The organism is Roseovarius pacificus (genome assembly GCF_900142665.1).
GTDB classification, from domain to species: domain Bacteria; phylum Pseudomonadota; class Alphaproteobacteria; order Rhodobacterales; family Rhodobacteraceae; genus Roseovarius; species Roseovarius pacificus.
Genome location: NZ_FRBR01000009.1, coordinates 23,830 through 49,409, shown reverse-complemented (window position 1 = coordinate 49,409; position 25,580 = coordinate 23,830). Strand labels below are relative to the sequence as shown.

The 25,580-nt window shown below is 65.4% G+C and carries 32 protein-coding genes; 16 read left to right on the top strand and 16 right to left on the bottom strand.

The features are described 5' to 3' along the window. Positions 1-34 precede the first annotated feature (34 nt). Positions 35-1,009 carry a methylmalonyl Co-A mutase-associated GTPase MeaB gene (gene meaB, locus BUB53_RS14635; protein ID WP_073035528.1) on the top strand — a complete coding sequence of 325 codons (975 nt, stop codon included), beginning with the start codon at positions 35-37 and terminating at the stop codon, positions 1,007-1,009. A gap of 3 nt (positions 1,010-1,012) precedes the next feature. On the opposite strand, the gene cuyB is transcribed toward meaB, so the two are convergent. The 3 genes from cuyB to BUB53_RS14620 all read right to left on the bottom strand — a co-directional run bounded on the left by cuyB (position 1,013) and on the right by BUB53_RS14620 (position 3,629). After that, positions 1,013-1,693, bottom strand: coding sequence for a cysteate racemase (cuyB, locus tag BUB53_RS14630; protein ID WP_073035621.1), 681 nt, complete (start codon positions 1,691-1,693; stop codon positions 1,013-1,015). A 34-nt stretch (positions 1,694-1,727) separates the two neighbouring features. After that, positions 1,728-3,035 carry a histidinol dehydrogenase gene (hisD, locus tag BUB53_RS14625; RefSeq protein ID WP_073035527.1) on the bottom strand — a complete coding sequence of 436 codons (1,308 nt, stop codon included), beginning with the start codon at positions 3,033-3,035 and terminating at the stop codon, positions 1,728-1,730. Positions 3,036-3,191: 156 nt separating this feature from the next. Then, positions 3,192-3,629, bottom strand: coding sequence for a low molecular weight protein-tyrosine-phosphatase (locus tag BUB53_RS14620; protein ID WP_073035526.1), 438 nt, complete (start codon positions 3,627-3,629; stop codon positions 3,192-3,194). Between the two features lie 43 nt (positions 3,630-3,672). Here BUB53_RS14620 and BUB53_RS14615 point away from each other — a divergent pair, with 43 nt between their 5' ends. Continuing rightward, complete coding sequence (locus BUB53_RS14615) at positions 3,673-4,365, top strand: NAD-dependent deacylase (RefSeq protein WP_073035525.1); 693 nt, start codon at positions 3,673-3,675, stop codon at positions 4,363-4,365. A 56-nt stretch (positions 4,366-4,421) separates the two neighbouring features. On the opposite strand, the gene BUB53_RS14610 is transcribed toward BUB53_RS14615, so the two are convergent. From BUB53_RS14610 to BUB53_RS14595, 4 genes are all read right to left on the bottom strand, one after another. Next, positions 4,422-4,901: a copper chaperone PCu(A)C gene (locus tag BUB53_RS14610; protein WP_073035524.1), complete on the bottom strand. Its 480-nt coding sequence runs from the start codon at positions 4,899-4,901 to the stop codon at positions 4,422-4,424. Positions 4,902-4,947: 46 nt separating this feature from the next. After that, positions 4,948-5,295, bottom strand: coding sequence for a hypothetical protein (locus BUB53_RS14605; protein ID WP_073035523.1), 348 nt, complete (start codon positions 5,293-5,295; stop codon positions 4,948-4,950). Between the two features lie 108 nt (positions 5,296-5,403). Then, positions 5,404-5,694: a 50S ribosomal protein L28 gene (gene rpmB, locus BUB53_RS14600; RefSeq protein ID WP_073035522.1), complete on the bottom strand. Its 291-nt coding sequence runs from the start codon at positions 5,692-5,694 to the stop codon at positions 5,404-5,406. A gap of 608 nt (positions 5,695-6,302) precedes the next feature. Further along, positions 6,303-6,707 carry a hypothetical protein gene (locus tag BUB53_RS14595; RefSeq protein ID WP_073035521.1) on the bottom strand — a complete coding sequence of 135 codons (405 nt, stop codon included), beginning with the start codon at positions 6,705-6,707 and terminating at the stop codon, positions 6,303-6,305. A gap of 1,037 nt (positions 6,708-7,744) precedes the next feature. Between BUB53_RS14595 and BUB53_RS14590 the strand changes: the two genes are divergently transcribed. Then, on the top strand, positions 7,745-8,635 hold the full coding sequence (locus tag BUB53_RS14590) for a dihydrodipicolinate synthase family protein (protein ID WP_073035520.1): 891 nt from the start codon (positions 7,745-7,747) through the stop codon (positions 8,633-8,635). Positions 8,636-8,644: 9 nt separating this feature from the next. Here the strand turns inward: BUB53_RS14590 and BUB53_RS14585 are convergent, their stop codons facing one another. After that, positions 8,645-9,619: a glutathione S-transferase family protein gene (locus tag BUB53_RS14585; protein WP_073035519.1), complete on the bottom strand. Its 975-nt coding sequence runs from the start codon at positions 9,617-9,619 to the stop codon at positions 8,645-8,647. A gap of 321 nt (positions 9,620-9,940) precedes the next feature. Here BUB53_RS14585 and BUB53_RS14580 point away from each other — a divergent pair, with 321 nt between their 5' ends. From BUB53_RS14580 to BUB53_RS14545, 8 genes are all read left to right on the top strand, one after another. Continuing rightward, a complete protein-coding gene (locus BUB53_RS14580; protein ID WP_073035620.1) occupies positions 9,941-10,159 on the top strand; it encodes a DUF6732 family protein in 219 nt (72 codons plus the stop codon). A 2-nt stretch (positions 10,160-10,161) separates the two neighbouring features. Then, a complete protein-coding gene (locus BUB53_RS14575) occupies positions 10,162-11,433 on the top strand; it encodes a sirohydrochlorin chelatase (RefSeq protein WP_073035518.1) in 1,272 nt (423 codons plus the stop codon). 73 nt (positions 11,434-11,506) lie between these two features. Beyond that, entirely contained in the window at positions 11,507-12,151 is a 645-nt protein-coding gene (locus BUB53_RS14570) for a precorrin-8X methylmutase (RefSeq protein WP_188745015.1), read from the top strand. Further along, the gene (gene cbiE, locus BUB53_RS14565) at positions 12,144-13,346 is read left to right on the top strand and encodes a precorrin-6y C5,15-methyltransferase (decarboxylating) subunit CbiE (protein WP_073035516.1); all 1,203 of its coding nucleotides are present in this window, start codon (positions 12,144-12,146) and stop codon (positions 13,344-13,346) included. The genes BUB53_RS14570 and cbiE overlap by 8 nt, the downstream gene beginning before the upstream one ends. Continuing rightward, a complete protein-coding gene (gene cobI / locus BUB53_RS14560; RefSeq protein WP_073035515.1) occupies positions 13,343-14,059 on the top strand; it encodes a precorrin-2 C(20)-methyltransferase in 717 nt (238 codons plus the stop codon). Before cbiE ends, cobI begins: the two co-directional genes overlap by 4 nt. Beyond that, entirely contained in the window at positions 14,050-15,855 is a 1,806-nt protein-coding gene (gene cobJ, locus BUB53_RS14555) for a precorrin-3B C(17)-methyltransferase (RefSeq protein ID WP_073035514.1), read from the top strand. The genes cobI and cobJ overlap by 10 nt, the downstream gene beginning before the upstream one ends. 34 nt (positions 15,856-15,889) lie before the next feature. Beyond that, the gene (cobM, locus tag BUB53_RS14550; RefSeq protein WP_073035619.1) at positions 15,890-16,663 is read left to right on the top strand and encodes a precorrin-4 C(11)-methyltransferase; all 774 of its coding nucleotides are present in this window, start codon (positions 15,890-15,892) and stop codon (positions 16,661-16,663) included. Positions 16,664-16,745: 82 nt separating this feature from the next. Beyond that, complete coding sequence (locus BUB53_RS14545; protein WP_073035513.1) at positions 16,746-17,102, top strand: hypothetical protein; 357 nt, start codon at positions 16,746-16,748, stop codon at positions 17,100-17,102. A 41-nt stretch (positions 17,103-17,143) separates the two neighbouring features. Here BUB53_RS14545 and BUB53_RS14540 read toward each other — a convergent pair whose 3' ends face one another. Beyond that, complete coding sequence (locus BUB53_RS14540; protein ID WP_073035512.1) at positions 17,144-18,316, bottom strand: MalY/PatB family protein; 1,173 nt, start codon at positions 18,314-18,316, stop codon at positions 17,144-17,146. A gap of 94 nt (positions 18,317-18,410) precedes the next feature. On the opposite strand from BUB53_RS14540, the gene def (BUB53_RS14535) reads away from it, so the two are divergent. The 5 genes from def (BUB53_RS14535) to BUB53_RS14515 are packed head-to-tail and all read left to right on the top strand — an operon-like array spanning position 18,411 to position 20,860. Continuing rightward, on the top strand, positions 18,411-18,935 hold the full coding sequence (gene def / locus BUB53_RS14535) for a peptide deformylase (RefSeq protein WP_073035511.1): 525 nt from the start codon (positions 18,411-18,413) through the stop codon (positions 18,933-18,935). Between the two features lie 4 nt (positions 18,936-18,939). Further along, complete coding sequence (gene def / locus BUB53_RS14530; RefSeq protein ID WP_073035510.1) at positions 18,940-19,434, top strand: peptide deformylase; 495 nt, start codon at positions 18,940-18,942, stop codon at positions 19,432-19,434. A 1-nt stretch (position 19,435) separates the two neighbouring features. After that, a complete protein-coding gene (gene fmt, locus BUB53_RS14525) occupies positions 19,436-20,341 on the top strand; it encodes a methionyl-tRNA formyltransferase (RefSeq protein ID WP_073035509.1) in 906 nt (301 codons plus the stop codon). A gap of 17 nt (positions 20,342-20,358) precedes the next feature. Continuing rightward, positions 20,359-20,601, top strand: coding sequence for a hypothetical protein (locus tag BUB53_RS14520; protein ID WP_073035508.1), 243 nt, complete (start codon positions 20,359-20,361; stop codon positions 20,599-20,601). 4 nt (positions 20,602-20,605) lie between these two features. Beyond that, positions 20,606-20,860, top strand: a complete 255-nt coding sequence (locus BUB53_RS14515; protein ID WP_073035507.1) for a GlsB/YeaQ/YmgE family stress response membrane protein — start codon at positions 20,606-20,608, stop codon at positions 20,858-20,860. Positions 20,861-20,916: 56 nt separating this feature from the next. Here the strand turns inward: BUB53_RS14515 and BUB53_RS14510 are convergent, their stop codons facing one another. From BUB53_RS14510 to BUB53_RS14480, 7 genes are all read right to left on the bottom strand, one after another. After that, positions 20,917-21,540: a trimeric intracellular cation channel family protein gene (locus BUB53_RS14510; RefSeq protein ID WP_073035506.1), complete on the bottom strand. Its 624-nt coding sequence runs from the start codon at positions 21,538-21,540 to the stop codon at positions 20,917-20,919. After that, positions 21,537-22,004, bottom strand: coding sequence for a ribonuclease HI (gene rnhA / locus BUB53_RS14505; protein ID WP_073035505.1), 468 nt, complete (start codon positions 22,002-22,004; stop codon positions 21,537-21,539). Before rnhA ends, BUB53_RS14510 begins: the two co-directional genes overlap by 4 nt. Continuing rightward, entirely contained in the window at positions 21,997-22,617 is a 621-nt protein-coding gene (locus BUB53_RS14500) for a glutathione S-transferase family protein (protein ID WP_073035504.1), read from the bottom strand. Before BUB53_RS14500 ends, rnhA begins: the two co-directional genes overlap by 8 nt. Positions 22,618-22,670: 53 nt before the next feature. Next, positions 22,671-23,123 carry a DUF3429 domain-containing protein gene (locus BUB53_RS14495; protein WP_073035503.1) on the bottom strand — a complete coding sequence of 151 codons (453 nt, stop codon included), beginning with the start codon at positions 23,121-23,123 and terminating at the stop codon, positions 22,671-22,673. Further along, complete coding sequence (locus BUB53_RS14490; protein ID WP_073035502.1) at positions 23,120-23,737, bottom strand: LysE family translocator; 618 nt, start codon at positions 23,735-23,737, stop codon at positions 23,120-23,122. The genes BUB53_RS14495 and BUB53_RS14490 overlap by 4 nt, the downstream gene beginning before the upstream one ends. A gap of 83 nt (positions 23,738-23,820) precedes the next feature. Beyond that, a complete protein-coding gene (ispH, locus tag BUB53_RS14485; protein ID WP_073035501.1) occupies positions 23,821-24,771 on the bottom strand; it encodes a 4-hydroxy-3-methylbut-2-enyl diphosphate reductase in 951 nt (316 codons plus the stop codon). Positions 24,772-24,951: 180 nt separating this feature from the next. Then, the gene (locus BUB53_RS14480; protein WP_073035500.1) at positions 24,952-25,524 is read right to left on the bottom strand and encodes a LabA-like NYN domain-containing protein; all 573 of its coding nucleotides are present in this window, start codon (positions 25,522-25,524) and stop codon (positions 24,952-24,954) included. Positions 25,525-25,580: the final 56 nt, after the last annotated feature.

Sequence of the window (25,580 nt, the reverse complement as noted above, 5' to 3'; positions counted from 1 at the left end):
AGAGTCACAGGAACGTAACGGGCCGATTACCATCATGGATATCGACACACTTAGCGAAAAGATCGTTGCAGGCGACCGCCGGGCATTGTCGCGGGCGATCACCCTGATCGAAAGTTCCCGCGCCGATCATCGTGATCAGGCCGCTCAACTGATGGAACGATTGAAGGGGGCTGGCCGGCAGGCCATCCGCATAGGCCTGTCAGGAACGCCCGGCGTGGGTAAATCGACCTTCATCGAGAGCTTCGGCAAGATGCTGACGGGGCAGGGCCTGCGGGTGGCGGTTCTGGCGGTGGACCCGTCGAGTGCCCGCTCGGGCGGTTCGATCCTGGGGGACAAGACCCGGATGGAGGAACTCAGCCGCGATCCCAACGCGTTTATCCGCCCCTCGCCGTCTCAGTCGCATCTCGGAGGCGTCGCACGGCGCACGCGTGAGGCCGTGGCCGTATGCGAGGCTGCCGGATTCGACGTGGTGCTGATCGAAACCGTGGGGGTGGGGCAGTCGGAAACCGTGGTGGCCGAGATGTCCGACCTGTTCATTTTACTGATCGCTCCGGCGGGTGGGGACGAATTGCAGGGCGTCAAGCGCGGGATCATGGAAATCGCCGACATCATCCTGATCAACAAGGCCGATGGCGATCTGAAGCCGGCGGCGACGCGGACCTGCTCGGATTATTCCGGTGCGCTGCGCTTGTTGCGTAAGCGCCCGCAGGACCCGCAAGGGTTTCCCAAGGCGATGATGGTTTCGGCGCTTGAACGCGACGGATTGCAGAAGTCGTGGGAGGAAATGACCGCGCTGACCGAATGGCGCAAGGAAAACGGTCATTTCGCGTCCCGGCGCGAGGCGCAGGCGCGGTACTGGTTCGAGCAGGAGGTGCGTCAGGGACTTCTGGCGAAGCTGGACACACCGAGCGCCCGGGAGGCGATGCAATCCTTCGCAGCAAAGGTCGCCGAAGGGGGAATTACGCCCACGGTGGCCGCGCAGGAATTGTTGCAGGGATTGCGGGACTGATCCCTAGCTCTTTGAGAAATCGATGATCCCGTTCACGAGGCAATCAAGACTGTCGCTCCATGGGGCGCCATCCGGTAGCGCGTCGGTCATAAGCGATAATTCCGTGCAGGCGATCAGCAGGTGATCGGCGCCCTGATCCATGAGCATGCGGGCTTGTGCCGCAAGCTGCGGGGCCAGTTGCCCGAGTGGCTGCCCCGCTTTCACGGCGCGGATGATGTCCAGCAGGGGGCCGTCATCCGCCAGGGTCACGGGGATCAGGCCGCGCGCCTCGAAGGGCGTGGTGAATACGCCGGTCAACCGTGTTGCGGGTGAGGCCAGCATGCCCACCTTGCGCGCCCCGGATGCGGCCAGCGTATCGGCGGTCAGGTCCAGCATGTCGAGGAAGGGCAGGTCGGTCGCGCCGGTCACGGCAGCGGCATAGTGATGCGCGGTGTTGCAGGGCATGGCCAGGGCGGAGGCTCCGGCACGTTCCAGATCCTGTGCCATCCGCGCCAGCACCGGGCCGGGGTCTTCTCCGGTGCCGTCGATCAGCGCCTTGATCCGGCTGGGCACCTGCGGGTTCTGATGCACGATCAGCGGGATGTGATCGGCATCGTCGCGGGCAGGAACGGCATCCAGCAGCTTTTGCATAAGCAGGATCGTGGCCTCAGGCCCCATGCCGCCCAATATACCTGTTGTTTTCACTGTCCGGTCGCCCTTGCGTTGCCTGTGCGCAGGGCTAGCCATGCGCCTTCAGAGGCATCTTGCCAGAGGTGGCCATCTTGTCCAGCCGTATGTCGGCTGACAGGGCGTGTCCTTCCATCCCTTCCTCGCGGCTGATCCGGGCGCTGACACGGGCGAGGTCGGGCAATGCGCGCTCGTCCACCTTTTGCCAGGTGACGGTCTTGAGGAACTTGTGCACCGATAGCCCGCCGGTGTAGCGCGCCGCGCCCGAGGTGGGCAGCACATGGTTCGGCCCCGCCGCCTTGTCCCCGAAAGCCACCGTGGTGTCCTCGCCCAGAAACAGCGAGCCATAGGTGCGCAGCCGGGTACGCCACCAATCCAAGTCGCGGGCCTGAACGTGCAGGTGCTCGGGTGCTTTATCGTCGGCAAACCGGGCCATCTCTTCGCGCGTGTCGCAGAGTACGACCTCTCCGAAATCGCGCCATGCCGACTCGGCTGCGCTGCGGTTGGCCTCGGGCAGGCGGGCGATCAGGGCCGGAATTCGATCCATGACCGCCCGCGCCAGTGGCGCATGCGTGGTGGCCAGCCACACGGGGCTGGTGGCGCCATGTTCGGCCTGTCCTACAAGGTCGATCGCCACGGTGTCGGGGTCTGCGCTGTCATCTGCCAGAACAAGGCTGTCGGTGGGCCCTGCGAACATGTCGATGCCGATGGGACCGAACAACTGGCGTTTGGCTTCGGCCACATAGGCGTTGCCCGGACCTACGAGGATATCCGCAGGCGGTGCGCCGAACAGGCCAAAGGCCATCGCGGCCACTCCTTGTACCCCACCCAGGCACAGGATGCGCGTGGCCCCGGCAACGTGCATCGCATAAAGCATCGGTGCGGGAATACCCTGCGCATCCTTGGGCGGCGAACAGGCGGTGATGTCGGGAACACCTGCCTCGCGTGCGGTGGCGATGGACATCAGTGCACTTGCGATATGGGTATAGCGCCCCCCCGGTACATAGCAGCCCGCCGCTGACAGCGGAATCTGTCGCTGACCGGCAATCAGGCCGGGGCGCAGTTCCACCTCCATGTCCTGCGCGGTGGCGCGCTGTGCGGCGGCAAAGCGGCTGATATTGTCATGCGCCCAACGGATGTCGTCCCTGAGGTCTTGCGGAACCTCGGCAATGGCCTGTGCGATACGCTCGGAGGGCACGGCGATGTCGCCTGTCCAGCCGTCCAGTGAGCGGGCATATTCCAGTGCGACCTGTGCTCCGCCGGTTCGCATACGGGCCAGCATGATTTGTACGGTGTCGGCAATGTCTGCTGCGGCGTGCCGGGGATGGCCGGGGGCGGTTTTGAGATGGCTCAGGGTCATGGCATGGCTCCTTCCCCTCAATTGGGTGGGGGGAATCGGCCTGCCGGGCAAGCAATTTGCGAAGCTGGGTCAGGGCTTTTTTCAGGTGCTGAAGATATGCTTCGGCAAAGCCGAAAAACTGGGCGTAATATGTACCGGGTGTATGTGCCGCGCAGGTTACAGTGTCTTGCGCAATCCTTGTGCGGCCTGTTCAATCAGGTCCAGAGTACCGTCGAAATCGCGTGTATAATACGGGTCGGGGACGTGATCTGTACCGCTTTCGGGGGCATATTCGGTGAACAGCCGGACGGGCGTTGCATTCCCGTGTGGGCGCTGTGCCTCGATCTCGTGCAGGTTGGCGGTGTCCATTGCGATGATCAGATCGAAAGCTTCGAAATCGCCTGCGTGAAACTGCCGGGCGCGCAGGTCTGACAGGTCATGCCCACGCGCGCGGGCAGCCTGTTGCATCGGGCCGTAGGGCGGCTCGCCGACATGCCAGTCGCTTGTCCCGGCACTGTCGGTTTCGATATGCGGGGCCAATGTGCGAAATACGCCCTCGGCAGCGGGAGAGCGGCAGATATTGCCAAGGCAGACGAACAGGATACGGGTGGTCATCGGGGGCTCCTTTGAGCATCAAGGGATAGGGCAAGGAGGCAGCATGGAAAAGATCGTTATTCTGACCGGGGCGGGTATTTCCGCGGAAAGCGGGCTTGGCACCTTTCGCGATGAAGGCGGATTGTGGGCGCAACACGCGATCGAGGATGTGGCCACGCCCGAAGGGTTCGCGCGGGACCCGGCGCTGGTGCATCGATTCTACAACACCCGGCGCGCGCAGGCGGCCGAGGCGGTGCCGAACCCGGCGCATGCGGCATTGGCCCGGCTTGAGGCGCAGCATTCCGGTGAGGTCTGGATCGTAACGCAGAACGTCGATGGACTGCACGAAAAGGCCGGGAATTCCAATGTCTTGCATATGCATGGCGCATTGGATGGGGCGTTGTGCGCGGCCTGCGATCATCGTTGGCCCGCACCGCTGGTCATGGCGCCGGGCGATAGCTGCCCCTCTTGCGCCGCTCCGGCAGCGCGGCCCGATATCGTCTGGTTCGGGGAGGTTCCCTATCACATGGAACGGATCTGGCAGTTGCTGGATGAGGCGGATCTGTTCGCGGCCATCGGAACGTCGGGGCAGGTCTATCCGGCGGCGGCATTCGGGCAGCATGCCGGGCGCGCCGGGGCACATACGGTGGAATTGAACATGGAGGCTTCGGTGAATGCACGCGACTTTTCCGAGGCGCGGCACGGCCCGGCGTCAGTTATCGTGCCGGAGTGGGTTAAGGGGATATTATCCAGTTGATTTCAAAAGAAAAGGCCGGGTCGCGTTGCCCGGCCTTTGCCAGTGTCCTGTGAGCGTTATTCGCTCTTGCCGTGCTGATGCTTCATGCCATGCATCGGCTGGCGTTCGAGGTCCACGGGAACCTCTACGGTGATGTCGCCGGCCTTTTCGAAGGTCAGTGTCAGCGGGATCATGTCGCCCTGTTCGAACGGTTCGGTGATGCCCATGAACATGACGTGATTGCCGCCGCGGGCCAGCATCAGCGTTTCGCCTGCGGCAACGGGAAAGCCCTCTTCGACATGGAGCATGCGCATGACGCCGTTTTCGTCTTCCTCGTGGGTGTGCAACTGGACCATTTCCGCGACGGGCGACGCCGCGCCGATCAGGCGGTCGTCGGTTTCGCCGTGATTCATGATCTGCATGAAGGCTGCGCCCGAGGTCGCCATCATCGCCGAGGAACGGGCGTAAGGGTCTTGCACCATGATGTCGGCGGCGAAAGCGGGCAGGGCGAAAGCGGAGGCGGCAACAGCCGCCAGAATGGTGGATTTGAAGGACATGGAAACTCTCCTGTCTGGGATTGGATTGAATTCGACCGGTTGGGATTCACGCCGCTTGTGGCGGGCCGCGGGCGACTGCGGGGCGTGGGGCCGGGCTGTGGAAAACCAACGTGAATTCAATGGGATGCGCGCGCAGCCATGACGTGGGTGCGGCGATCTCGGGCGCGGTTTCGGCCAGGGCCTGAAACAGCGACAAGGCGCAGTCGGGGCAGATATGGGATGGCCCGATGGGTTGCCCCTGATCATCCACCAGAACGGCCACGGGGCCGGTGCCGGTGCACAGCACGATCTGCCCGTCCGGGCCGGGTGCGGTGCGGGCCAGGGCCATGCTTTGACCCGTGAGGACCAGCACGAAGGCCAGTGCGAGTGCGAGGTATGAGCGCGTTGTTCTCATGTCAGCGCATGATATATGCGCTGGCCTGCGCAAAGGTAAAGGGACAAAAGGAAACAGCCCTGCCGGGTTGGGCAGGGCTGCGAAATCTTTCCTGGAAACGCTGGAGCGTCAGGCGTTTGCGGCCTGTGCCTTGGCGATTTCCTTTTTGATTTTCAGGGCGTTATCCGAAAGTTCGCCGTCCTTGGCCTTGGCCAGGTAGGCGTCCAGCCCGCCGCGGTGGTCGACGCTGCGCAGGGCTGCGGCGGTGATCCGCAGCTTGATGGCGCGGCCCAGGGTTTCGGACTGAAGCGATACGTCCTGCAGGTTGGGCAGGTAACGGCGCTTGGTTTTGTTGTTGGCGTGGCTGGAGTTGTTGCCCGTCATCGGGCCTTTTCCGGTGAGTTCGCAGCGGCGCGACATGGGTTCATCCTCGTGTTGGTCACGGGGCGTCGTGCCCCTGCTCAATACAAACGGGCACCGCCAGCGGCAGCGCCCCGAATTCATCGAAGGGTCTTTACGTCCAAAGCGGCGGGGCGTCAAGGGATTCGCGGGCGGGAAATCGCAAACCGTGTGTCGGCCCCGCGTTTTGTACGAAACGTACGATGTGTACGCGGGTTTTGTACGAAAATCGGGGGGTGCGGGCAGAGGTGTGTCCATGATGGGCGCAAATCCGGGGTGGAGACGGCGATGCGCCATGCGACGGCGCAAGGGGGCGGCAGGGCCGGTTGGCCGGACCGTGACACCGAGGCCGGGCCCGGGCGCGCGGGATTAACCGTTTGGCAAGACCGATGTGTTTGAGTGCGGGCAGTCACAGATCGCCCGATGACATCGTCCATCGTCAGAACAAACGCCGGGGTGTATGAAATGAGATATATTGAAATGCGGCTCGTTGCGCTCCTGCTGGCAGGGATGGCCGGGGCGACAGGCCCCAACGCACGGCGTTGCAAAGAGCCAGCCGCCGCGCGGAAGGCCCTTTGCCGGTGTTCTGCCTTGTGGCCACGCGGCAGCCTGCCCGTGGCGAGGGCGGTTCAGAGATGTTGGCGCGCGTCCGCCAGCCGTGCGTCGGTGCAGAATGCTTGTCCGGCTTTCTGAATTTGCGCCCCGTGCCATTGCAGACCGTTCAGATCGTGAATCAGACGACCCGCTTCGGGGAAGTTTCGGGCAAGCTTGTCGAGATATGCGTCCCTGTCGAATTTCAGGCCACATTGTTCGGCAGCTGCGCCGCGTGACCATGCGATTTGCAACGCTTGCGACCAGCCCATCCGGTCCGACGGGTTTGAAAAACCACTGTCGTAGGCGGCGGTATAGGCGCATGAGGGAACCGAGTAATCGCTCAGGGAACCCTTGCATTGAGAGGTCGCGCTTTCCTGTGTCGTCGTCTGGCAGCCCGCAAGCAAGGCCAGGAACAGGCCACCGGCAAATATGTTTCGCATTTTCAGGTCTCCGCTTTTTACTGATGGCGCTCGGACGTATCCTGTTTTGCAGGCCGCCGGAAAGCCGGTTTTTCCTTTGTTTGTCATGGTTTGACGGGGCGGGCAATGGGTGGTGTGGCGAAGACGTGGTATTCGAGGAGCCGGGAGCATTGCGTATCCAGAGAAACGCCGGAGGTAATTGCTCGCGCACCGCTTGCCCGGCTGTGATTGAAGGTGTTGAGGCGTGACCTATGGATGTTCGATTTTCGGAAGTGGCTTTCCGTTTTGTTGAGGATGGCGCGCCAGCGGTCCACACCGGGGCGGACAGCGGATGTTTGCGGGATGTGGAGTGAATGACTGCTGTGAGTCCGACGACGACTTTGTGCGCCGGGCATTGTCCGACCGCGGGTGGGCGACCGGCGGTCTTTCGATGGCGATTCATGGTGAGGTCACATCCAACGGTGGTTCGGGGGGCTGTCGGTGCAGGATCGCCCGCCCGGGGGGCGGTCGGGCGATGCCCGGCGGCGCGCAAGGCGCGCCTTGAGTCCGGGCAAGGCAATGTTCTCTCTGTCCCGCATTTAGGCCATCGGCATCATGTCCGGCTGTTATCCGGAGTGAAGCCGCAGAGGTCTTTCCACCTGCGCGAAACAGCGCCGAAGGCGCCGCGCATCGCCAGACCGCTGTCACACCAGAGGTGCGCCAAGCATGATTGGCACGCCTCTGGCGTGACCGGGCTGGCGATTTGGTCGGGTTGGTGCGCCGCTTTGATCTCTTTCGGATTTGGCGGGCATAAACTGCGCTGAATGACGGTTTGATCGCCATCCCGCGGTCAGGCGATGCGCGGCTCAGGCAATGACAGGTTTGTCCGGCATGACCGCCGCTTCCGGTTCTCGTGGCGAATGGCGGGTGTTGGGGGATGGGAACCCCATCTGTCCCGACAGCGAAGAAGGCTGCGCCCGCCGCGCGCCGGGCGTTGAACTGTCCGGCGTGTTCTGCTTGAAATCGTGGCATGACCGTAAGTGTTTTCAATTGTGCCGCCCCGGCCGGAGGAGTCCGTCATGACAGATATTCGCAACCTGCGCGGCGTGGTGCCCTATTTGCCGACGCCGCTGACATCCGATGGCGCGGTGGACGAGGGCGCGTTGCGGCGGCTGGTGGATCATCTGATCGGGGAGGGCGTGCACGGGGTGACGCCGCTGGGATCGACGGGCGAGTTCGCCTATCTGGATTTCGCCGCGAAGGAGCGGGTGGTGATCGCGACGGTCGAGGCGGCGGCGGGCCGGGTGCCGGTGATCGCGGGTGTTGCCGCGACGACGACATGGGATGCGATCCGGCAGGCGCGGCGCTGGGCCGAACTGGGTGCCGATGGCATTCTGGCGGTGATGGAGGCCTATTTCCCGGTGAATGAGGACGGCGTTGTGGCGTATTTCACCGCCGTCGCGGATGCCACCGACCTGCCGGTGACATTGTATACCAACCCGAATTTCCAGCGCTCGGACCTGTCGCTCGATGCCATCGACCGGCTGTCACATCATCCCAATATCGTGTTCGTCAAGGATGCCTCGACCAATACGGGGCGCTTGTTGTCGATGCTGAACCGGACGGAGGGGCGGATCGGGGTGTTTGCCGCCTCGTCGCATATCACCGCCGCCGTGATGCTGATCGGCGGGCGGGGGTGGCTGGCCGGGCCGTCCTGCCTGATCCCGCGCCAGAGCGTGCGCCTGTTCGAGCTGTGCGAGGCCCGGCAGTGGGATGCGGCGATGGAGTTGCAGCGCGAGTTGTGGGCGGTCAATCAGGCCTTTGCGCGGTTCAACCTCGCCGGGGCGGTGAAGGCGGGGCTGAAGTTGCAGGGGTTCGATTGCGGCGATCCCGCACCGCCGCAACGGGCGCTCGGCCCCGACGAGGTTGCCGTTGTGCGGCGCGTGCTGGAACGGGTCGGCGCGCTGTAGGCGGGGTGCCTAGCCGCGGCCGTGGGGGGCGTCGAGGGTCAGTACCGGGCCGATGGGGATGATCCGGTGCGGATTGATCGTGTCGTGGCTGTAGTAATAGTGCCGGGTGATGTGATCGAAATTCACCGTATCGGCCACGCCGGGCCATTGATAAAGCTCGCGCAGATACCCCCAGAGGTCGGGATAATCCACGATCCGCGCCCGGTTGCATTTGAAATGCGTGTGATAGACCGTATCGAAGCGGATCAGCGTGGTGAACAGCCGCCAGTCGGCCTCGGTCAGGCGGTCGCCCATCAGGTAGCGGTTTTGCGAGAGGCGCTCCTCCAGCCAGTCGAGCGTGTCGAACAGCGGGCCGATGGCCGCGTCATAGGCGCTTTGGCTGGTGGCGAACCCGGCCTTGTAGACGCCGTTGTTGAGCGTGTCGTAGATGCGGGCGTTCACGAGGTCGATCGCATCGCGCAGGTCCTCGGGCCAGTAATCGTCGCTATTGCCGGTGATCGAATCGAAGGCCGCGTTGAACATGCGGATGATTTCCGAGGATTCGTTGGACACGATGGTCTCGTTTGTCCTGTCCCACAGGATCGGCACGGTCACGCGGCCTGAAATCGTGGGGTCTGCCCTGGTGTAGAGATCGCGGGCGAAGGGCAAGCCATAGAGCGTATCGCCCGTAGCGCCGGGGTAGTCGGCGCGCAATTCCCAGCCTTCGTTCAGCATGTCGGGATGCACGACGGACACCCCGATATGATCCGTCAGCCCCTTGAGGGTACGAAAGATCAGCGTGCGATGCGCCCAGGGGCAGGCCAGCGAGACATAGAGGTGATAGCGCCCGGATTCGGCTTTGAACCCGCTTTCACCCGAGGGGCCTGCGCTGCCGTCGGCGGTGATCCAGTTGCGGAACTTCGCCGTGTCGCGCACGAATTTGCCGCCCGTCTTTGAGGTGTCGTACCATTCGTCGTGCCACTGGCCGTCAACCAGATGTCCCATGCGGTGTCCTCCTGTGCTTGGTCCAGACCTAATCCCGCGCGGGCCCGTCGGGTAGGGCCATCGCCGCGCATGTCCCGTGCACGCCCGCACATGTCGCGCCCGGACGGTGCTGCGGCGTTTCTTTGTTTGCGCGGGGCGCGCGCGCGGCCTATACGGGAGGGGACGATGCCCGTGCCGGGCCGGAAAGGTGTGCAGACGGGGCCGACCCATACCGGGGGCCTGCGGTCTTGCGATCGTCAGCCGCGCGGTGGCGCGGCCTTGCCCCTTTCCGGGTCGTTCGTGCGCGGGCCGACCATGGATTGCAAACGGGGGAGTATACCCATGAAATATGCAGGTTTCATCGCCGCCCTTCTGGCCGCGGGCAGTGCGCAGGCCCATCCCGGCCATCTGTCCGAGGTGGCGGGGCATGGTCACTGGCTGGGCGCGGCGGCCTTGGGGGCGGCGATCGCCATCGGGTTGTGGGCCGGGCTGAAGGGCCGCAAGGCGGCCCAGGACGCCGAGGCCGAAGAGGCCGCCGACGAAGACGCGCAGGAGGCCTGAGCATGGGCAAGACCGGTGTGATGATCTGCGGGCATGGGTCGCGCAGCCAGTCGGCGGTGGACGAATTCGCCACGCTGGCCGAGAAACTGCCCGCCTATCTGCCCGACGGTTGGGAGATGGAATACGGTTATCTGGAATTCGCCAACCCGGTGATCCGCGACGGTCTGGACCGGCTGCGCGACAAGGGTTGCGAGCGGATTCTGGCGGTGCCGGGGATGCTGTTTGCCGCGATGCATTCCAAGAACGACATTCCGACGGTGCTGAATACCTATGCCGCGAAACACGGGATCGACATGCGCTATGGCCGCGAACTGGGCGTCGATCCCAGGATGATCGCCGCTGCCGGTGCACGGGTGCAGGAGGCGGTGGACCGCGCCAATGACGATCTGGGCGAGGTCGCTCTGCACGACACCTGCCTTGTGGTGATCGGGCGCGGCGCGTCGGACCCGGACGCCAATGGCAACGTGTCCAAGATCGCCCGCATGTTGCAGGAGGGCATGGGCTTTGGCTGGTGCGAGGTGGGCTATTCCGGCGTGACCTTCCCCCTGGTCGAGCCTTGCCTGCAACATGTGGCGCGGCTGGGTTACAAGCGGGTGATCGTATTTCCGTATTTCCTGTTTTCGGGCATTCTGATCGACCGCATCTACGGGTTTACCGATCAGGTGGCGGGCGAGTATCCGGGTATCCAGTTCGTCAAGGCGGGCTATCTGGGCGATCATCCGCAGGTTCTGGAAACCTTTGCCGAGCGTGTGCGCGAGCAGGCGGGCGCCAACCCGCCGCCCAATTGCGGCACCTGTCAGTACCGCACGCAGGTGCTGGCCCTTGACGACAGAACCCCCCGCCGGATCACGCCCGAAGAGCGCCGTGCCCTGGCCGGGGTGCATCCGGCGTTCAGCGACGTGCCGCCTCCGACCTGCGTGCTGTGCAAATACCGCACGGAGGTTCTGGGCTTCGAGGCCGAGGTGGGCGCGGTGCAGGAAAGCCATCACCACCATGTCGAAGGCCAGGGCGCCAGCGCGCCGGGCTCGAACGTGGCGGATTGCACCCTGTGCGACACGTTCTGCACCGGCTTGTGCCGCCTCGAAGGCGACGGGCATCATCACCACCACCATGATCACGGTCACGACCATCATCATCACCACCATCACCATGGTCACGATCACCACCACCACCACCACGATCACGGCCATGATCACCCCCATCATCACCACGCCGAATACCCGCATGCCGACCACCCTCTGGGGCCGGAAAGCGCGCGGAAAAGCAGGGCCTGAGCCGGGCTTTCTTCTTGCCGAAAATATCCCCGCCGGAGGCATCCGACGGGGCCACCCAGTGAAAGAGTTGCAGTTGCGCCCCTACGAGAAAAACCCCTCGGCCATCTATGCCGAAAGTTTCGCCACCGTGCGCCGCGAGGCGCGGCTGGAGCGCTTCGGCCCCGGTATGGAGGCGCTGGCGATCCGCCTGATCCATGCCTGCGGCATGGTCGAGGTGGCCGACCGGCTGGCCTTTTCCGAAAACGCATATGCGGCGGGTCATGCGGCCTTGCAGGCCGGTGCGCCGGTGCTGTGCGATTGCGAGATGGTGGGCGCGGGGATCATCCGCCGCTACCTGCCTGCGGGCAACGAGGTGATCGTCACGCTGAACGATCCGCGCGTGCCGGGGATCGCGGCGGGCATCGGCAACACGCGCTCGGCGGCGGCGGTGGAGTTGTGGGCCGACCGGCTGGAGGGGGCCGTGGTGGCCGTCGGCAATGCGCCGACAGCCCTGTTTCATCTGCTGGAGCTGCTGGACGAGGGCGCGCCGAAACCGGCGGTGATCCTTGGCTTTCCCGTGGGGTTCGTGGGCGCGGCGGAGAGCAAGGCGGAACTGGCCGCGCGCCCGCGCGGCTGCGAGTTCGTGGCGCTGCGCGGGCGGCGCGGCGGGTCGGCGATTGCGAGTGCCGCGGTCAATGCCCTGGCGGCGGGGATACCCGAGGAGGCGCATCATGGCTGATCCGTGGCTGCATATCGTGGGCATCGGCGAGGACGGTCTGGCGGGGCTTTTGCCCGCCACCCGCGCCGTGGTGGAGGCCGCCGAGGTGATCGTCGGGGCCGAGCGGCATCACAGGCTGGCCGACAGCGTGGGCGCCGAGCGGATCGCATGGCCCTCGCCGTTCGATGCGCTGATCGGCACGCTCGAGGGGTTGCGCGGGCGGCGTGTGGTGGTGTTGGCCACCGGCGATCCGCTGTGGTTTTCGGTGGGTGCGCGGATCGGGCGGGAGATCGACCCGGCGCAGATCACCTATCACCCGCAACTGTCGGCGTTTCAGCTGGCGGCGGCGCGCATGGGTTGGTCGCTGGCCGATGTGGAAACGCTGACGGTGCATGGCCGTCCGGTGGAGCAGATGATCGCCTTTATCCAGCCCGATGCGCGGCTGTTGATCCTGACCACGGGGGCCGAAACCCCGGCGCGGATCGCGGCGTTTCTGGCCGAGCGGGGGTTCGGGCAGTCGAAGATGAGTGTGCTGGCCAATATGGGCGGTGCGGAGGAGGCGCGCATCGATGGCGTGGCCGAAGCGTGGAATCATACGGTGCCCGAGTTCAACACGCTGGCGGTGGAGTGCATCGCCGCGCCCGATGCCGCGTTGCTGCCGCGCGTGCCGGGCCTGCCGGACGATCTGTTTCGTCATGACGGGACCATGACCAAGCAGGAGGTGCGCGCGGTGACGCTGGCCAAGCTGATGCCGATGCGGGGCGCGTTGCTGTGGGATATCGGCACCGGTTGCGGATCGGTCGCCGTGGAGTGGATGCGCGGCGCGCGTTATGCCCGCGCCATCGGGATCGAGCCGCGCGCTGACCGGCGCGAGATGGCTGCGGCGAATGCGCTTGCGCTCGGGGTGCCCCGGCTGGAACTGGTCGAGGGGCGCGTGCCGCAGGCGCTGGAGGGGCTGGCCGCGCCGGATGCTGTGTTCATCGGCGGCGGGCTGAGCCGGGAAACGTTTGAGGCCGCATGGGCGGCGCTGCGCCCCTTGGGGCGGATGGTGTGCAATGCGGTGACGCTGGAAAGCGAGGCGCTGTTGGTGGCGTTGCACAAGGACCATGGCGGGCAGTTGGTGAAGCTGTCGGTCAACCGCGCTGCGCCGGTGGGCGGGTTGACAGGCTGGCGGCCGTTGATGCCGGTCACCCAGTGGAGCCTCGTGAAGCGATGAGCGGGCGGGGGCAGAGCGGCGTTCTCTACGGTGTCGGGCTGGGGCCGGGCGATCCGGATCTGATGACGCTGCGGGCGCATCGGCTGATTTCCGGGGCGCAGGTGGTGGCCTATCCCAGCCTTGCGGGCGGGGCGAGTTTCGCGCGCTCGATTGCCGCCGGGGCGATCCCGGCGGGCGCGCGCGAGATCGTGATGGACGTGCCGATGACGGTGGAGCGCGGCCCGGCGCAGGCGGCCTATGACACGGGGGCCGCGGCGATTGCCGCGGAACTGGAGGCGGGCCGGGATGTGGTGTGCCTGTGCGAGGGCGATCCGTTTTTCTATGGCTCGTTCATGTATCTGTTTGCGCGGCTGTCCGGGCGGTTCCGGGTCGAGGTGGTGCCGGGGGTGACCTCTATCACCACATGCGCGGCGCGGGCGGGCATGCCGCTGGCGGCGCGCAACGAGCGGCTGACGGTGCTGCCGGGGCCGCTGCCCGAACCCGAGCTGCGCGCGCGGATCGACGGGGCGGAAAGCGTGGCGATCATGAAGGTGGGCCGCCATCTGGCCAAGATCCGCGGCGTGATCGAGGCGCTCGGGTTCACGGACCGGGCGGTTTACGTGGAGCGTGCGAGCCTGCCCGACGAGGTGGTCTGCCCGCTGGCCGAGGCGCCGGAAAAGGCGCCGTATTTTTCGATGATATTGCTGACGAAGGGAGCCGATCCATGGCTGTGAAACCTGTCGTTCTGGCGTTGAGCCGGTCGGGGGAGGAAGTGGCGCATCGCGTGGCGGCGCTGTTGGGGGCGCAGGTGCATGGGCGCGCGGGGCGCGTGGCGCGGGCCGATGCGGTTTTTCCCAATGCGCTGGATCATGCGCGCGATCTGTTCGCCGCCGGGGTGCCGGTGATCGGTGTCTGCGCCAGCGGTATCCTGATCCGGGCGGTCGCGCCGCTGCTGGCCGACAAGCGGGCCGAGCCGCCGGTCGTTTCGGTCAGCGATGACGGGGCGGTGGTGGTGCCTTTGCTGGGCGGGCATCGCGGGGCGAACCGGCTGGCCAGCGAGATCGCCAACGGGCTGGAGGCCGTGGCGGCGGTGACGACGGCGGGCGATGTGGCGATGGGCGTGGCGCTGGACGCGCCGCCCGAAGGCTATCGGCTGGCCAATCCCGACCATGCCAAGGGAGCGATGGCGGCGTTGCTGGACGGGCAGGGCGTGTCGATCCGGGGCGAGAACATCTTTGACCTCGAAGATCGGGGCGGCGCGGTGGACCTGCTGGTGAGTGAGGCGCCGGCGCAGGGGAGCGCGGCGCGGCTGGTGTATCATCCGCAACGCTTTGCCCTTGGGGTGGGGTGCGCGCGCAATGCCGACCCCGAGGAATTATGGGCGCTGGTGTGCGACACGCTGGACGCGGCCGGGATCGCGCAAGGTGCGGTGGCCTGTGTGGCGTCGATCGACCTCAAGGCCGATGAGCCCGCGATGAACGAGGTCGCGCGCCGGTTGGGCGTGCCGCTGCGGCTGTTCACGGCCGGGGAGTTGGAGGCGCAGGCCGAGCGGCTGGCCAACCCGTCGGAGGTGGTGTTCGCCGAGGTGGGCTGTCATGGCGTGAGCGAAGGCGCGGCGCTGGCCTGTGGTGGCGATCTGGTGGTGGAGAAACGCAAGACGGCCAATGCCACCTGTGCCGTCAGCCGCAGCGAGAGCCCGATCACCGACATGCCGGGCCGCGCGCGCGGGCGGCTGAGCGTGGTGGGCATCGGCCCCGGTCAGGCGGCGTGGCGCACGCCCGAGGTGTCGCGGCTGATCGCCGAGGCCGAGGAACTGGTGGGTTATGGGCTTTATATCGACCTGTTGGGCCCTCTGGCGGCGGGCAAGACGCGCAGCGATTTCCCGCTTGGCGGGGAAGAAGCGCGGTGCCGCTATGCGCTGGAACAGGCGGCGCAGGGAAAGAACGTGGCGCTGGTCTGTTCGGGGGATGCGGGCATTTACGCGATGGGTGCGCTGGTGTTCGAATTGCTGGACCGGGGTGCGGAGGAACACGGCGTGAGCGACGCGGCGCACCGGGTCGAGGTGGTGTGCAGCCCCGGCGTGTCGGCCCTGCAAGGGGCGGCGGCGCGGGCGGGGGCGCCGCTTGGGCATGATTTCTGCACGATTTCGCTGTCCGATCTGCTGACCCCGCGCGAGGATATCCTTCGCCGCCTGCATGCCGCCGCCGAGGGGGATTTCGTGATCGCGTTTTACAACCCGGTGTCGAAAACCCGCCGCACCCTTCTGGCCGAGGCGCGCGATATCCTGTTGCGGCACCGCCCGGCGGAGACGCCGGTGATGCTGGCCAGTTCGCTGGGCCGCCCCGAGGAGCATGTGCGCTATCGCCGTCTGGACCAGTTGCAGGTCGACGAGGTGGATATGCTGACGGTGGTTCTGGTCGGCTCGAGCAATTCGCGGCTGGCGCAACTGGGCGAGGGGCCGCGCATGTTCACGCCGCGCGGCTATGCGCGCAAGATCGACGGCGATCTGGCGGCAGGGGCCGGGACATGAGTATTTTTGGAAAGATGAAGTCGGGGGCTTTGGCATGACGGTGTATTTCATTGGCGCGGGGCCGGGCGATCCGGAGCTTCTGACCAAAAAGGCCGAGCGGGTGATCGGGGAATGCCCTGTGTGTCTCTATGCCGGGTCGCTGGTGCCTGCCGAGGTGGTGGCCTGTGCGCCCAAGGGGGCGCTGGTGATGGACACCGCGCCGATGACGCTGGACGAAACCCATGCCGTTATTCGCGAGGCGCATGGCAAGGGGCAGGATGTGGCGCGGGTGCATTCGGGCGATCCGTCGCTGTATGGGGCGATTGCCGAACAGATCCGGCGGCTGCGCGCGGACGGGATCGACTATCGGATCATTCCCGGTGTCCCGGCCTATGCGGCGGCGGCAGCGGCACTGGGGCAGGAGTTGACCGTGCCGGAGGTGGCGCAATCCATCGTTCTGACACGGGTGTCGATGAAATCGACCTCGATGCCCGATGGCGAGACGCTGGAGAATTTCGCCCGCACACGCACCACGCTGGCGATTCATCTGGGCGTGCGCGCCCTGCGCGAGATCGAGCGCGTATTGACGCCGCATTACGGGGCGGATTGCCCCGTGGTGGTGGCCTATCGCGTGGGCTGGCCGGACCAGATGTTCATTCGCGGGACGCTGGCCGATATCCGGCTGAAGGTGCGCGACGAAAAGATCACGCGCACGGCGCTGATTCTGGTGGGGCCGGTTCTGGGTGAGATCAGCGATTTCACCGAAAGCGCGCTTTACGATCCGGCGCAACCCCATGTGCTGCGTCCGAAAGCAACAGTTTCCGGCTGATTTCCGGCAGCCCGCAAGATTTTACGTGATCGTAATAGTGCGGTGGCACAGACTGTTGGCATGATTCTGGGGATGTAGTGCCATGACCACCTATTTGCCGCCCGATGTGCAGGCGGGCCTTGACGAGGCCCGCAAGCGCGCCGTGAGACAAAGCCGCCGGTTGCGGGTGCGGGTTCATGCCGGGGAGGATGCCTATCCGGTGCTGCGCGCCTGGGAGGGCGGGTTCGCCATGGAGGCCGACAAGGCGGGGCATCTGCGCGGGCTGGTCGATCTCTATGACGGGAGCAGGCATCTGTCGCATTGCCTGATCGTCGCCTCCGAGGAAGAGGGCGGCGAGATCCGGTTCGAACTCAAGCGGGTGACCCCGGCCAGTGATGAAGCGCCCGTCGATTTCGAGCGCGACCCGCAAGCGCCGGTGGCGTTGATCGGGCGGGACTGACCGGCGCAGCGCGGGGCGGCGCCGGTGCCCCGTCGTGCGGGTTATTGCAGGTCGGCAAAGGCCGCTTGCAGGCGTTCGACGGCTTCGGCGATCTGCGCGCGGGGCATGCCGATATTGAAGCGCAGGAAGGTTTCACCGCCCGATCCGAAGGTCGAGCCGTAATTCACCGCGATGCGGGCGTCCTTGTTGACGCGGCGCTTGTATTCCTCGCGCTTCATGCCGGTGCCCGAGAAATCGACCCATGACAGGTAGGTGGCTTCGAGGGGCATGGAGGTGACGCCGGGAATGGCGTTGACGCCGTCGTCGAACAGTTTGCGGTTGCCGTCGAGATAGGCCACCAGCTCATCGACCCAGGCCGCGCCTTCGGGGCTGTAGGCGGCGGTGGTCATGGCGATGCCGAAATCGTGGGTGCCGAGAGACAGGGCCGACATCCGCGCCTTGAGCTGGCCGCGCAGCGTGTCGTTGGAGACGATCATCTGGCCGGTATGGGTGCCCGCGATGTTGAAGGTTTTCGACGGCGCGGTGAGCATGATCAGCCGGTCGATAATACCGGGGTCGGCCAGTGGCATGGGGGTGTGGGTCTGGCCGGGGTAAACGAGGTCGTGATGCACCTCGTCGGAGATGAGCAGCAGGTCGTGGCGGCGGGCGAAATCGGCGACGGCGCGCAGTTCGTCCTTGTTCCAGACGCGGCCGCCGGGGTTGTGGGGCGAGCAGAGAATCATCATTTTCTCCTTGCCGGTCATCAGGGATTCACAGGCGTCGAAATCCATCCGGTAGCGGCCGTTTTCGTTGACCAGCGGGCATTCCAGCACGTTGCGCCCGGCGGTGCGGATGACACGGGCGAAGGCGTGGTAGACCGGCGTGAACAGAACGACGCTGTCGCCGGGGCTGGTCAGCGTGTCGATGGCGAGGCCGACGGCGTTGCACAGGCCGGTGGTGGTGAGAATCCAATCGGGATCGACCTGCCAGCCATGGCGGTTTTCCATCCACCAGGCGATGGCGGATGTATAGGGGCCGTAATCGCCGAGATAGCCGTAGATGCCGTGTTCGAGCTTGGCGCGCACCGCGTCCTGTATGCAATCGGGAGAGCGGAAATCCATGTCGGCCACCCACATGGCCAGCCCGTCCTCGGCGGGGACGCCATAGTTCTTTTCCATCATGTCCCATTTGCTGGACAGGTGGCCGCGGCGGTCGATGATGTCGTCGAAATTCATGGCTGTCTCCCTTGCGTTGCGGGCAGGCTAGTGATTTGCGCGTCAGGTGCAAGGGGCGTTGCGGATCGGGGAGCGATGACCTAAATGAAGCCGCATGAAACGCCCGATCCTGATCCATCCCGACCCGCGCCTGAAAAAGGTCTGCACGCCTGTGTCCGACCTGTCGGACCAATTGCGCGCCCTGGCGGACGACATGCTGGAAACCATGTATGACGCGCCGGGGATCGGGCTGGCCGCGCCGCAGGTCGGGGTGCTGGACCGGCTGATCGTGATGGATTGCGTCAAGGACGAGAACGAGGCCCCCCGCCCGCTGGTGATGTTCAACCCCGAGATCGTGGCGGCCTCGGACGAGACGAATGTCTATGAAGAGGGCTGCCTGTCGATCCCCGAGCAATATGCCGAGGTGACGCGCCCCAGGGTGGTGGATGTGCGCTGGATCGACCGGGATGGGAACGAGCAGAGCGAAACCTTCGACGGGCTGTGGGCGACCTGTGTGCAGCACGAGATCGACCATCTGAACGGTAAGCTGTTCATCGATTACCTGGGGCCGATGAAACGCCAGATGATCACCCGCAAGATGCAGAAGCTGAAGCGCGAACAGGCCAAGGCGAGGGCCTGAGCGGATGGCCGTGCGGCGCTGCCTGCCCTGGCCCGACAAGCGGCTGAAGAGCGTGGCCGCGCCGGTCGAGGTGGTGACGGACGATATTCGCGCAACGTGGGACGACATGATCGACACGATGGAGGCGATGCCGGGCGTGGGCCTTGCGGCGACGCAGATCGGGGTGATGCAGCGGCTGGCGGTGGTCGATGCCAGCGCCGGGCGCGGCGAGGCGGTGCGTATGGCCAACCCTGAAATCCTGTATTCCAGCATTGAGTTGCGCGAACACGAAGAGGCCAGCCCGAACCTGCCTGGCGTGTCGGCAAAGGTGAAACGCCCGCGTGCGGTGACGGTGCGGTTTCTCAATGAGGCGGGCGAGATCGAAGAGCGCGATTTCGTCGGGCTGTGGGCGACATCGGTGCAGCATCAGGTCGACCATCTGAACGGGCGACTTTATTTCGACCGGCTGTCCAAGGTGAAACGCGACATGCTGTTGCGCAAGGCGCGGAAGGTGGGCTGAGATGCGCGTGATCTTCATGGGGACGCCGGAGTTTTCGGTGCCGGTGCTGGATGCGTTGGTGGAGGCCGGGCACGAGGTGGTCGCCGTGTATTGCCAGCCGCCGCGCCGTGCGGGCCGGGGCAAGAAGGAACGCCCGACGCCAGTGCAGGCCCGCGCCGAGGAATTGGGGCTGGAGGTGCGCCATCCGGTCAGCCTGAAAGGTGAGGCCGAGCAGGCGGCGTTTGCCGCGTTGGAGGCGGATGTCGCCGTGGTGGTGGCTTATGGGCTGATCCTGCCGCAGGCCATTCTGGATGCGCCGGGGCGCGGGTGCCTGAACATCCATGCCAGCCTGTTGCCGCGCTGGCGCGGGGCGGCGCCGATCCACCGGGCGATCATGGCCGGGGATCGTGAGACCGGCGTGTGCATCATGCAGATGGAGGCGGGGCTGGATACCGGCCCCGTTCTGCTGCGCAAGGCCACGACGATCAGCGCGCGGGAAACCACCGGGGAATTGCATGACCGGCTGTCCGAAATGGGGGCACAGGCGATTGTCGAGGCGCTGGAGCGGCTGGACGATCTGACGCCCGAGGTGCAGCCCGATGCAGGCGTGATCTATGCCGAGAAGATCGACAAATCCGAGGCGCGGGTGGACTGGACCCGGTCAGCGGCGGAGGTCGATGCGCATATTCGTGGGCTTTCGCCCTTTCCGGGCGCGTGGTGCGAGGTGAATGGCGAGCGGATCAAGTTGCTCGCCTCGACCGTTGCCGAAGGCCACGGCGCGCCCGGTGAGGTGCTGGATGATGTGCTGACGGTGGCCTGTGGCGAGGGGGCCGTGCGGCTTTTGCGCTTGCAACGGGCCGGGAAGGGCGCGCAGGATGCCGAAACCTTCCTGCGGGGGATGAGCATTCCCGCAGGTGTGCGGCTGTAGCCAGGGAGTAGAGCGCGATGTTTCCCACGCTGATCGGAACGGTGGTTGTGGCCGGGATCGTCGGCTACCTGTCGGAAAAGACGGGGTTCACCCGCAACGGATATCTGCAATCCATCATCATCTGCGTGGGCGGGGCGTTCCTGTTTTATTTCGTGCGGATCATGTTCGGGATTCGCTTTGGGGCGCCGGGGGTGGATGCGATCCTGTCTTCGATCGGGGCGCTGGTGATCGTGCCGACCCATTGGCGGCGCAGGAGGTAGGGCCGTGGCTGTGATCTATCTGGTCATCGTGGGCGCGGCGGCAGGGTTTCTGGCCACGCGGCTGATGAAGCTGGAAACCGATATCGTCACCACCATCGCCATCGGCATCGCCGGGGCGCTGATCGGCGGGTTCGTGTTGCGCATGGTGCTGACGGTTGCCGGGTTGCTGGGCGGTTTGATCGGCGCGGTTATGGGGGCGTTGCTGCTGATCTGGCTGTATCAGACCTATGTCGCGGGGCGTGGCGGGCCGAAAAAATAGATCGCCCTGCGGGCGATGCCTGCGGCGCGAGTATTTCCGGAAAAGTGAAGGCGCGGTCAGCTTTTCGGCGGGCGGGCCCTGTAGACCGGCAGGCGCCAGCCGAAGGCGATGGACCCGGCGCGCAACCCCCATGTGAGAGCGGCGCAGGTGCCGAGGATCAGGGTCATGTCATCGCTCAGGGCGGTCAGGGCGACGGCGGCGAGCGAGCCCGCAAAGGCGGCGGTCACGTAGAGTTCGCCCTGTTTCAGGACCAGCGGCACCTCGTTGCAGACCACGTCGCGCATCAGCCCGCCGAAACAGCCGGTGACGACGCCCATGATCACCACGATGGGTCCCGGTTGCAGCATTTGCAGCGCGGCGGCCACGCCTGCGGGAACGGCCACGGCCAGTGCGAAACTGTCGAGCCATGTCAGCCAGCGGTAGCGGCTTTCGGCCAGATGCGCGGTGAAGAAGATCAGCAGCGCCGCGGCGCAGGCGATCAGGATGTAATCGGGATTGCCGATCCAGAAGACCGGGTTGCGATCCAGGAAAACGTCGCGCAGCGTGCCGCCGCCGACCGCCGTCAGGCTGGCGACGAAGGCGAAACCGACGATATCGAGCTGCTGGCGCGAGGCGACCAGTGCGCCGGTCAGGGCGAAGACCAGAACAGCGGCGTAATCGAGCAGCGCGAGGGCTGTCATGCCTCGGCCTTGCCGGGTTTGAACGGGGCCATGCCCGCGCGGGCCAGTTCGTCGGCGCGTTCGTTTTCGGGGTGGCCCGCGTGGCCCTTGACCCATTCCCATGTCACGCTGTGGCGGTGTTGCGCCTCGTCCAGGCGCTGCCAGAGTTCGACGTTCTTGACGGGTTTTTTGGCCGAGGTTTTCCAGCCGTTGCGCTTCCAGCCGTGAATCCAGCCCGTGACGCCGTTTTTCACATAGGCGCTGTCGGTGACGATGGTCAGGGTCGAGGGCCGCGACAGGGTTTCCAGCGCGGCGATCGCGGCCAGAAGTTCCATGCGGTTGTTGGTGGTTTCGGCCTCGCCGCCGCTCAGCTCGCGTTCCTTGACGACGGTGCCGTTTTCCACCGCCTGCAACAGCACGCCCCAGCCGCCGGGGCCGGGATTGCCGGAACAGGCGCCGTCGGTATAGGCGAAAAGCTCAGCCATGATCGAACAGCCCCCGATAGCCGGGCAGGGCGGCGACGCGCCCGCACCATGCGGCGATATTGGGAAAGCGGGCCATGTCGAACCCGCCGCGCGACTCCGCCGTGTGGGTATAGGCATAAAGCGCGATGTCGGCGAGGGTGGGGGCGGTGCCGGTGAACCACTCGCGCCCCGTGAGGGCGTCTTCCATGATTTGCAGGAGCGCGTGGCCGTCTGCCAGCAGTTTCTCCATGCGCGCGGGCGTCGCCTGTTCGGCGAGGTGGGGGTAGGAGTTGAGCGAGGCGCGCACGGCGATCACCGGCTCGTGCCGGTTCTGTTCGAAGAACATCCAGGCGAGCATTTGCGACTGGGTCAGGAGATCGTCAGGAACCCAGCCGGTGCCGTGGGCCAGGTACCACAGGATGGCGTTCGATTCCGACAGGATCGTGCCATCGGGCAGGTGCAGCGCGGGCGGCTTGCCGAGCGGAAGGTGGCCTGCGGCCCTGGCGCTGGCGGTTTCGGCGGACTGCATTTCACAGGCGACATGGGTGTAATCGCGCCCCAGAAGGGACAGCAGCAGCCGTATCTTGTAGCTGTTGCCCGAGGAAGGCATGGAATAAAGGGTCAGGTCGGTCATGGCGGTCCTGTTGCAGGCTGGGGCGGCGGGTGTCAATCGGCGCGAGAGGGCGATCAGAAGAAGACGCCGATGGTCAGGCAGGTCACGACCACGGCGGTGAGGGCGAGGCGGAGCGACATCCACCACTCGGGCGCGGCGCCGTGACGCCAGAACAGCCAGTCGAGCCCGAGAATGCCGATGAACCCGGCGATCAGCGAGATCGCCGATCCGGTCGGGCCGCCGCCGGTCATGAAGAAGGCCCAGAGGGCGGGGATGACCGACAGGGCGTAGCCGGTACTGGCCTGTGCGCCTTCGAGACGGGCGGCGAAGCCCCAGAGCACGCCGGACATGAAGGACAGGATCACCGCGCCGTAGAACAGCATCACGTAAGGGCCCGCAAAGCGCCCTCCGAGGGTGCGGGCGGTCCAACTGGCCAGATCGGGGAGAAGGACGGTGACCGCGCCCCAGACGAAGGGGATCAGACCGGCGAGGCCAAGGATCAGGGGGGCGCGGGGGATCGCGCTCATGCCGTTTTTTCCAGTGCGAGGCGCGCGCCGAGCGTGGCGAAAATGGCCGCGAAGCTGCGGTTCAGCCAGCGCATTGCGCGTTCCGAGGCGAGCAGGCGATCCCGCATGGCGGCGGCGAAGCTGCCATAGAGCGTGAACACGATGAAAGTAAGCGCCATGAACACGGCTCCGAGGCTGAGCATCTCGGTGGTGGCGGTTGCGGGATCGCCGGACAGGAACGGGGGGAGCAGGGCCAGGAAAAAGATCGAGAGCTTGGGATTGAGAATGTTGATCAGTGCGCCCCGCCGGGCAATGGTGAGCCCCGGTTCCGACCGGCGATCGGGGCGCACGGCCAGTGCACCGTCCGATTTCACCGCCTGGAACGCCAGCCACAGCAGATATGCTACCCCGGCGAATTTCACGATCTGAAACAGCAGGGCCGAACTGTGCAGCAGCGCGGCGAGCCCGAGAGTGGCCGCGACAAGTGCGGGCACGATCCCGAGGGTACAGCCGAGAGCGGCCATGAACGCCGCGCGGCGGCCCTGCCCGAGGCCGATGGCCAGCGTGTAGATCACCCCGGTTCCGGGCGCGATGACGACCACGAGTGCGGTAACAAGGAAATGCAGGCTCATCATGCTTTGATCTCTCTCGGTTCGCGGTCATGGGGCCTGAGCGTGACGGAACTGTCAAGCGATCCCGGCACCCGGCACGTCCGCGCTCAGGCCGGTTGCCTCATGACGCGCGGGACTTTGAATTCGACGTTTTCTGTGGCGGTTTCGATGGTTTCGACAGTCACGTCATAGCGGGACTTGAGGGCGTCGATCACCTCGTTCACCAGAATTTCGGGGGCGGAGGCCCCGGCGGTGATGCCGAGGGAGCGGATGCCGTCGAGGGCGCGCCAGTCGATGTCGGTGGCGCGTTGCACCAGTTGCGAATAGGCGCAGCCCGCGCGGCGGCCCACTTCGACCAGGCGTTTGGAGTTCGACGAGTTGGGTGCGCCCACCACCAGCATCGCGTCGGCGTTCGGGGCCATGGCCTTGACCGCCTCTTGCCGGTTGGTGGTGGCGTAACAGATATCTTCCTTGTGCGGGCCCCTGATGGCGGGAAAGCGGGCCTGCAACGCGGCGACGATATCGGCGGTGTCATCGACCGACAGGGTGGTTTGGGTGACAAAGGCCAGTTTGCCGGGATCGCGCACATTGAGCGTTGCCACATCGGCGGGGGTTTCGACGAGCAGAACCTCGCCCTCGGGCAACTGGCCCATCGTGCCGATGGTTTCGGGGTGACCCGCGTGGCCGATCATGACGATCTGAAGGCCCGCGTCGGCGTGGCGTTCGGCCTCGATATGCACTTTGGACACCAGGGGGCAGGTGGCGTCGACATAGAGCATCTGGCGTTCGGCAGCCGCGGCGGGCACGGATTTCGGCACGCCATGGGCGGAAAAGATCACCGGGCGGTCATCGGGGCATTCGTCGAGCTCTTCGACGAAAACCGCCCCCTTGGCGCGCAGATCGTCCACGACGTATTTGTTATGCACGATTTCATGCCGCACATAGACGGGTGCGCCCCATTTTTGCAGGGCCATTTCAACGATCTTGATGGCGCGGTCCACGCCTGCGCAAAATCCCCGCGGCGCGGCCAGGTATAGGGTGAGGGGCGGTTTGGTCATGCTGGGCCTCCTGTTGCGCTCAGAGGTAAGACCATGGGCCGTCCGCGTCCAGAGGGAAGGCGCGAATGGGCGGATGCAAGGCGCGGGGAGGGGGGTGAGCGGCCTGCATCGGAGGGGAGGCGCACGCAAAGGGGTGACGTGCGCGCCCGGAGTGAACGGGCGCGCGCGTGGAGAATCGTATCAGTCGCTGCTCTGATAAGCGTCGTCGCGGGACTGGCTGAAATCGCGCGGCGGGCGCCCGATCACGTCTTTGAGGTCTTCGAGTTCGATGAAATTGTCGGCCTGACGGCGCAGGTCGTCAGCGATCATCGGCGGCTGGCTGCGGATCGTGGAAACGACCGAAACGCGCACGCCCTGGCGTTGCAGGCTTTCGGCCAGGGGCCGGAAATCGCCATCGCCCGAGAACAGCACGATATGATCGACATGCGGCGCGAGTTCCATCGCGTCTACGGCCAGTTCGATATCCATGTTGCCCTTGACCTTACGGCGGCCCTGACTGTCGGTGTATTCCTTGGCCGGTTTGGTGACCATGGTGAAGCCGTTATAGTTCAGCCAGTCAACCAGAGGGCGAATCGGCGAATATTCGTCGTTTTCCAGCAGAGCCGTGTAGTAGAACGCACGCAACAGTTTGCCGCGACGCATGAACTCGGCGCGCAACAGCTTGTAGTCGATGTCGAAGCCGAGAGATTTTGCAGCCGCATACAGGTTCGACCCGTCAATGAACAGCGCAAGCCGTTCGTCTTTGTAAAACATACAGAATGTCCTTTCAAATTCACTTGTTCCGGCCGCAATGAGCGTTCAGTGAGTGG

What these genes read in the sequence shown, in the direction of transcription:
- rpmB (WP_073035522.1), bottom strand. Translation starts at nt 5,694, where the DNA reads ATGTCGCGCCGCTGCGAACTCACCGGAAAAGGCCCGATGACGGGCAAC.
- def (WP_073035511.1), top strand. Translation starts at nt 18,411, where the DNA reads ATGAAACGCCCGATCCTGATCCATCCCGACCCGCGCCTGAAAAAGGTC.
- cobM (WP_073035619.1), top strand. Translation starts at nt 15,890, where the DNA reads ATGACGGTGTATTTCATTGGCGCGGGGCCGGGCGATCCGGAGCTTCTG.
- BUB53_RS14490 (WP_073035502.1), bottom strand. Translation starts at nt 23,737, where the DNA reads ATGATGAGCCTGCATTTCCTTGTTACCGCACTCGTGGTCGTCATCGCG.
- BUB53_RS14620 (WP_073035526.1), bottom strand. Translation starts at nt 3,629, where the DNA reads ATGACCACCCGTATCCTGTTCGTCTGCCTTGGCAATATCTGCCGCTCT.
- BUB53_RS14590 (WP_073035520.1), top strand. Translation starts at nt 7,745, where the DNA reads ATGACAGATATTCGCAACCTGCGCGGCGTGGTGCCCTATTTGCCGACG.
- BUB53_RS14610 (WP_073035524.1), bottom strand. Translation starts at nt 4,901, where the DNA reads ATGTCCTTCAAATCCACCATTCTGGCGGCTGTTGCCGCCTCCGCTTTC.
- BUB53_RS14500 (WP_073035504.1), bottom strand. Translation starts at nt 22,617, where the DNA reads ATGACCGACCTGACCCTTTATTCCATGCCTTCCTCGGGCAACAGCTAC.
- cobI (WP_073035515.1), top strand. Translation starts at nt 13,343, where the DNA reads ATGAGCGGGCGGGGGCAGAGCGGCGTTCTCTACGGTGTCGGGCTGGGG.
- BUB53_RS14510 (WP_073035506.1), bottom strand. Translation starts at nt 21,540, where the DNA reads ATGACAGCCCTCGCGCTGCTCGATTACGCCGCTGTTCTGGTCTTCGCC.
- BUB53_RS14615 (WP_073035525.1), top strand. Translation starts at nt 3,673, where the DNA reads ATGGAAAAGATCGTTATTCTGACCGGGGCGGGTATTTCCGCGGAAAGC.
- BUB53_RS14575 (WP_073035518.1), top strand. Translation starts at nt 10,162, where the DNA reads ATGGGCAAGACCGGTGTGATGATCTGCGGGCATGGGTCGCGCAGCCAG.
- cobJ (WP_073035514.1), top strand. Translation starts at nt 14,050, where the DNA reads ATGGCTGTGAAACCTGTCGTTCTGGCGTTGAGCCGGTCGGGGGAGGAA.
- hisD (WP_073035527.1), bottom strand. Translation starts at nt 3,035, where the DNA reads ATGACCCTGAGCCATCTCAAAACCGCCCCCGGCCATCCCCGGCACGCC.
- cbiE (WP_073035516.1), top strand. Translation starts at nt 12,144, where the DNA reads ATGGCTGATCCGTGGCTGCATATCGTGGGCATCGGCGAGGACGGTCTG.
- meaB (WP_073035528.1), top strand. Translation starts at nt 35, where the DNA reads ATGGATATCGACACACTTAGCGAAAAGATCGTTGCAGGCGACCGCCGG.
- fmt (WP_073035509.1), top strand. Translation starts at nt 19,436, where the DNA reads ATGCGCGTGATCTTCATGGGGACGCCGGAGTTTTCGGTGCCGGTGCTG.
- BUB53_RS14585 (WP_073035519.1), bottom strand. Translation starts at nt 9,619, where the DNA reads ATGGGACATCTGGTTGACGGCCAGTGGCACGACGAATGGTACGACACC.
- ispH (WP_073035501.1), bottom strand. Translation starts at nt 24,771, where the DNA reads ATGACCAAACCGCCCCTCACCCTATACCTGGCCGCGCCGCGGGGATTT.
- BUB53_RS14520 (WP_073035508.1), top strand. Translation starts at nt 20,359, where the DNA reads ATGTTTCCCACGCTGATCGGAACGGTGGTTGTGGCCGGGATCGTCGGC.
- BUB53_RS14495 (WP_073035503.1), bottom strand. Translation starts at nt 23,123, where the DNA reads ATGAGCGCGATCCCCCGCGCCCCCCTGATCCTTGGCCTCGCCGGTCTG.
- BUB53_RS14540 (WP_073035512.1), bottom strand. Translation starts at nt 18,316, where the DNA reads ATGAATTTCGACGACATCATCGACCGCCGCGGCCACCTGTCCAGCAAA.
- BUB53_RS14580 (WP_073035620.1), top strand. Translation starts at nt 9,941, where the DNA reads ATGAAATATGCAGGTTTCATCGCCGCCCTTCTGGCCGCGGGCAGTGCG.
- BUB53_RS14545 (WP_073035513.1), top strand. Translation starts at nt 16,746, where the DNA reads ATGACCACCTATTTGCCGCCCGATGTGCAGGCGGGCCTTGACGAGGCC.
- def (WP_073035510.1), top strand. Translation starts at nt 18,940, where the DNA reads ATGGCCGTGCGGCGCTGCCTGCCCTGGCCCGACAAGCGGCTGAAGAGC.
- rnhA (WP_073035505.1), bottom strand. Translation starts at nt 22,004, where the DNA reads ATGGCTGAGCTTTTCGCCTATACCGACGGCGCCTGTTCCGGCAATCCC.
- BUB53_RS14480 (WP_073035500.1), bottom strand. Translation starts at nt 25,524, where the DNA reads ATGTTTTACAAAGACGAACGGCTTGCGCTGTTCATTGACGGGTCGAAC.
- BUB53_RS14595 (WP_073035521.1), bottom strand. Translation starts at nt 6,707, where the DNA reads ATGCGAAACATATTTGCCGGTGGCCTGTTCCTGGCCTTGCTTGCGGGC.
- BUB53_RS14605 (WP_073035523.1), bottom strand. Translation starts at nt 5,295, where the DNA reads ATGAGAACAACGCGCTCATACCTCGCACTCGCACTGGCCTTCGTGCTG.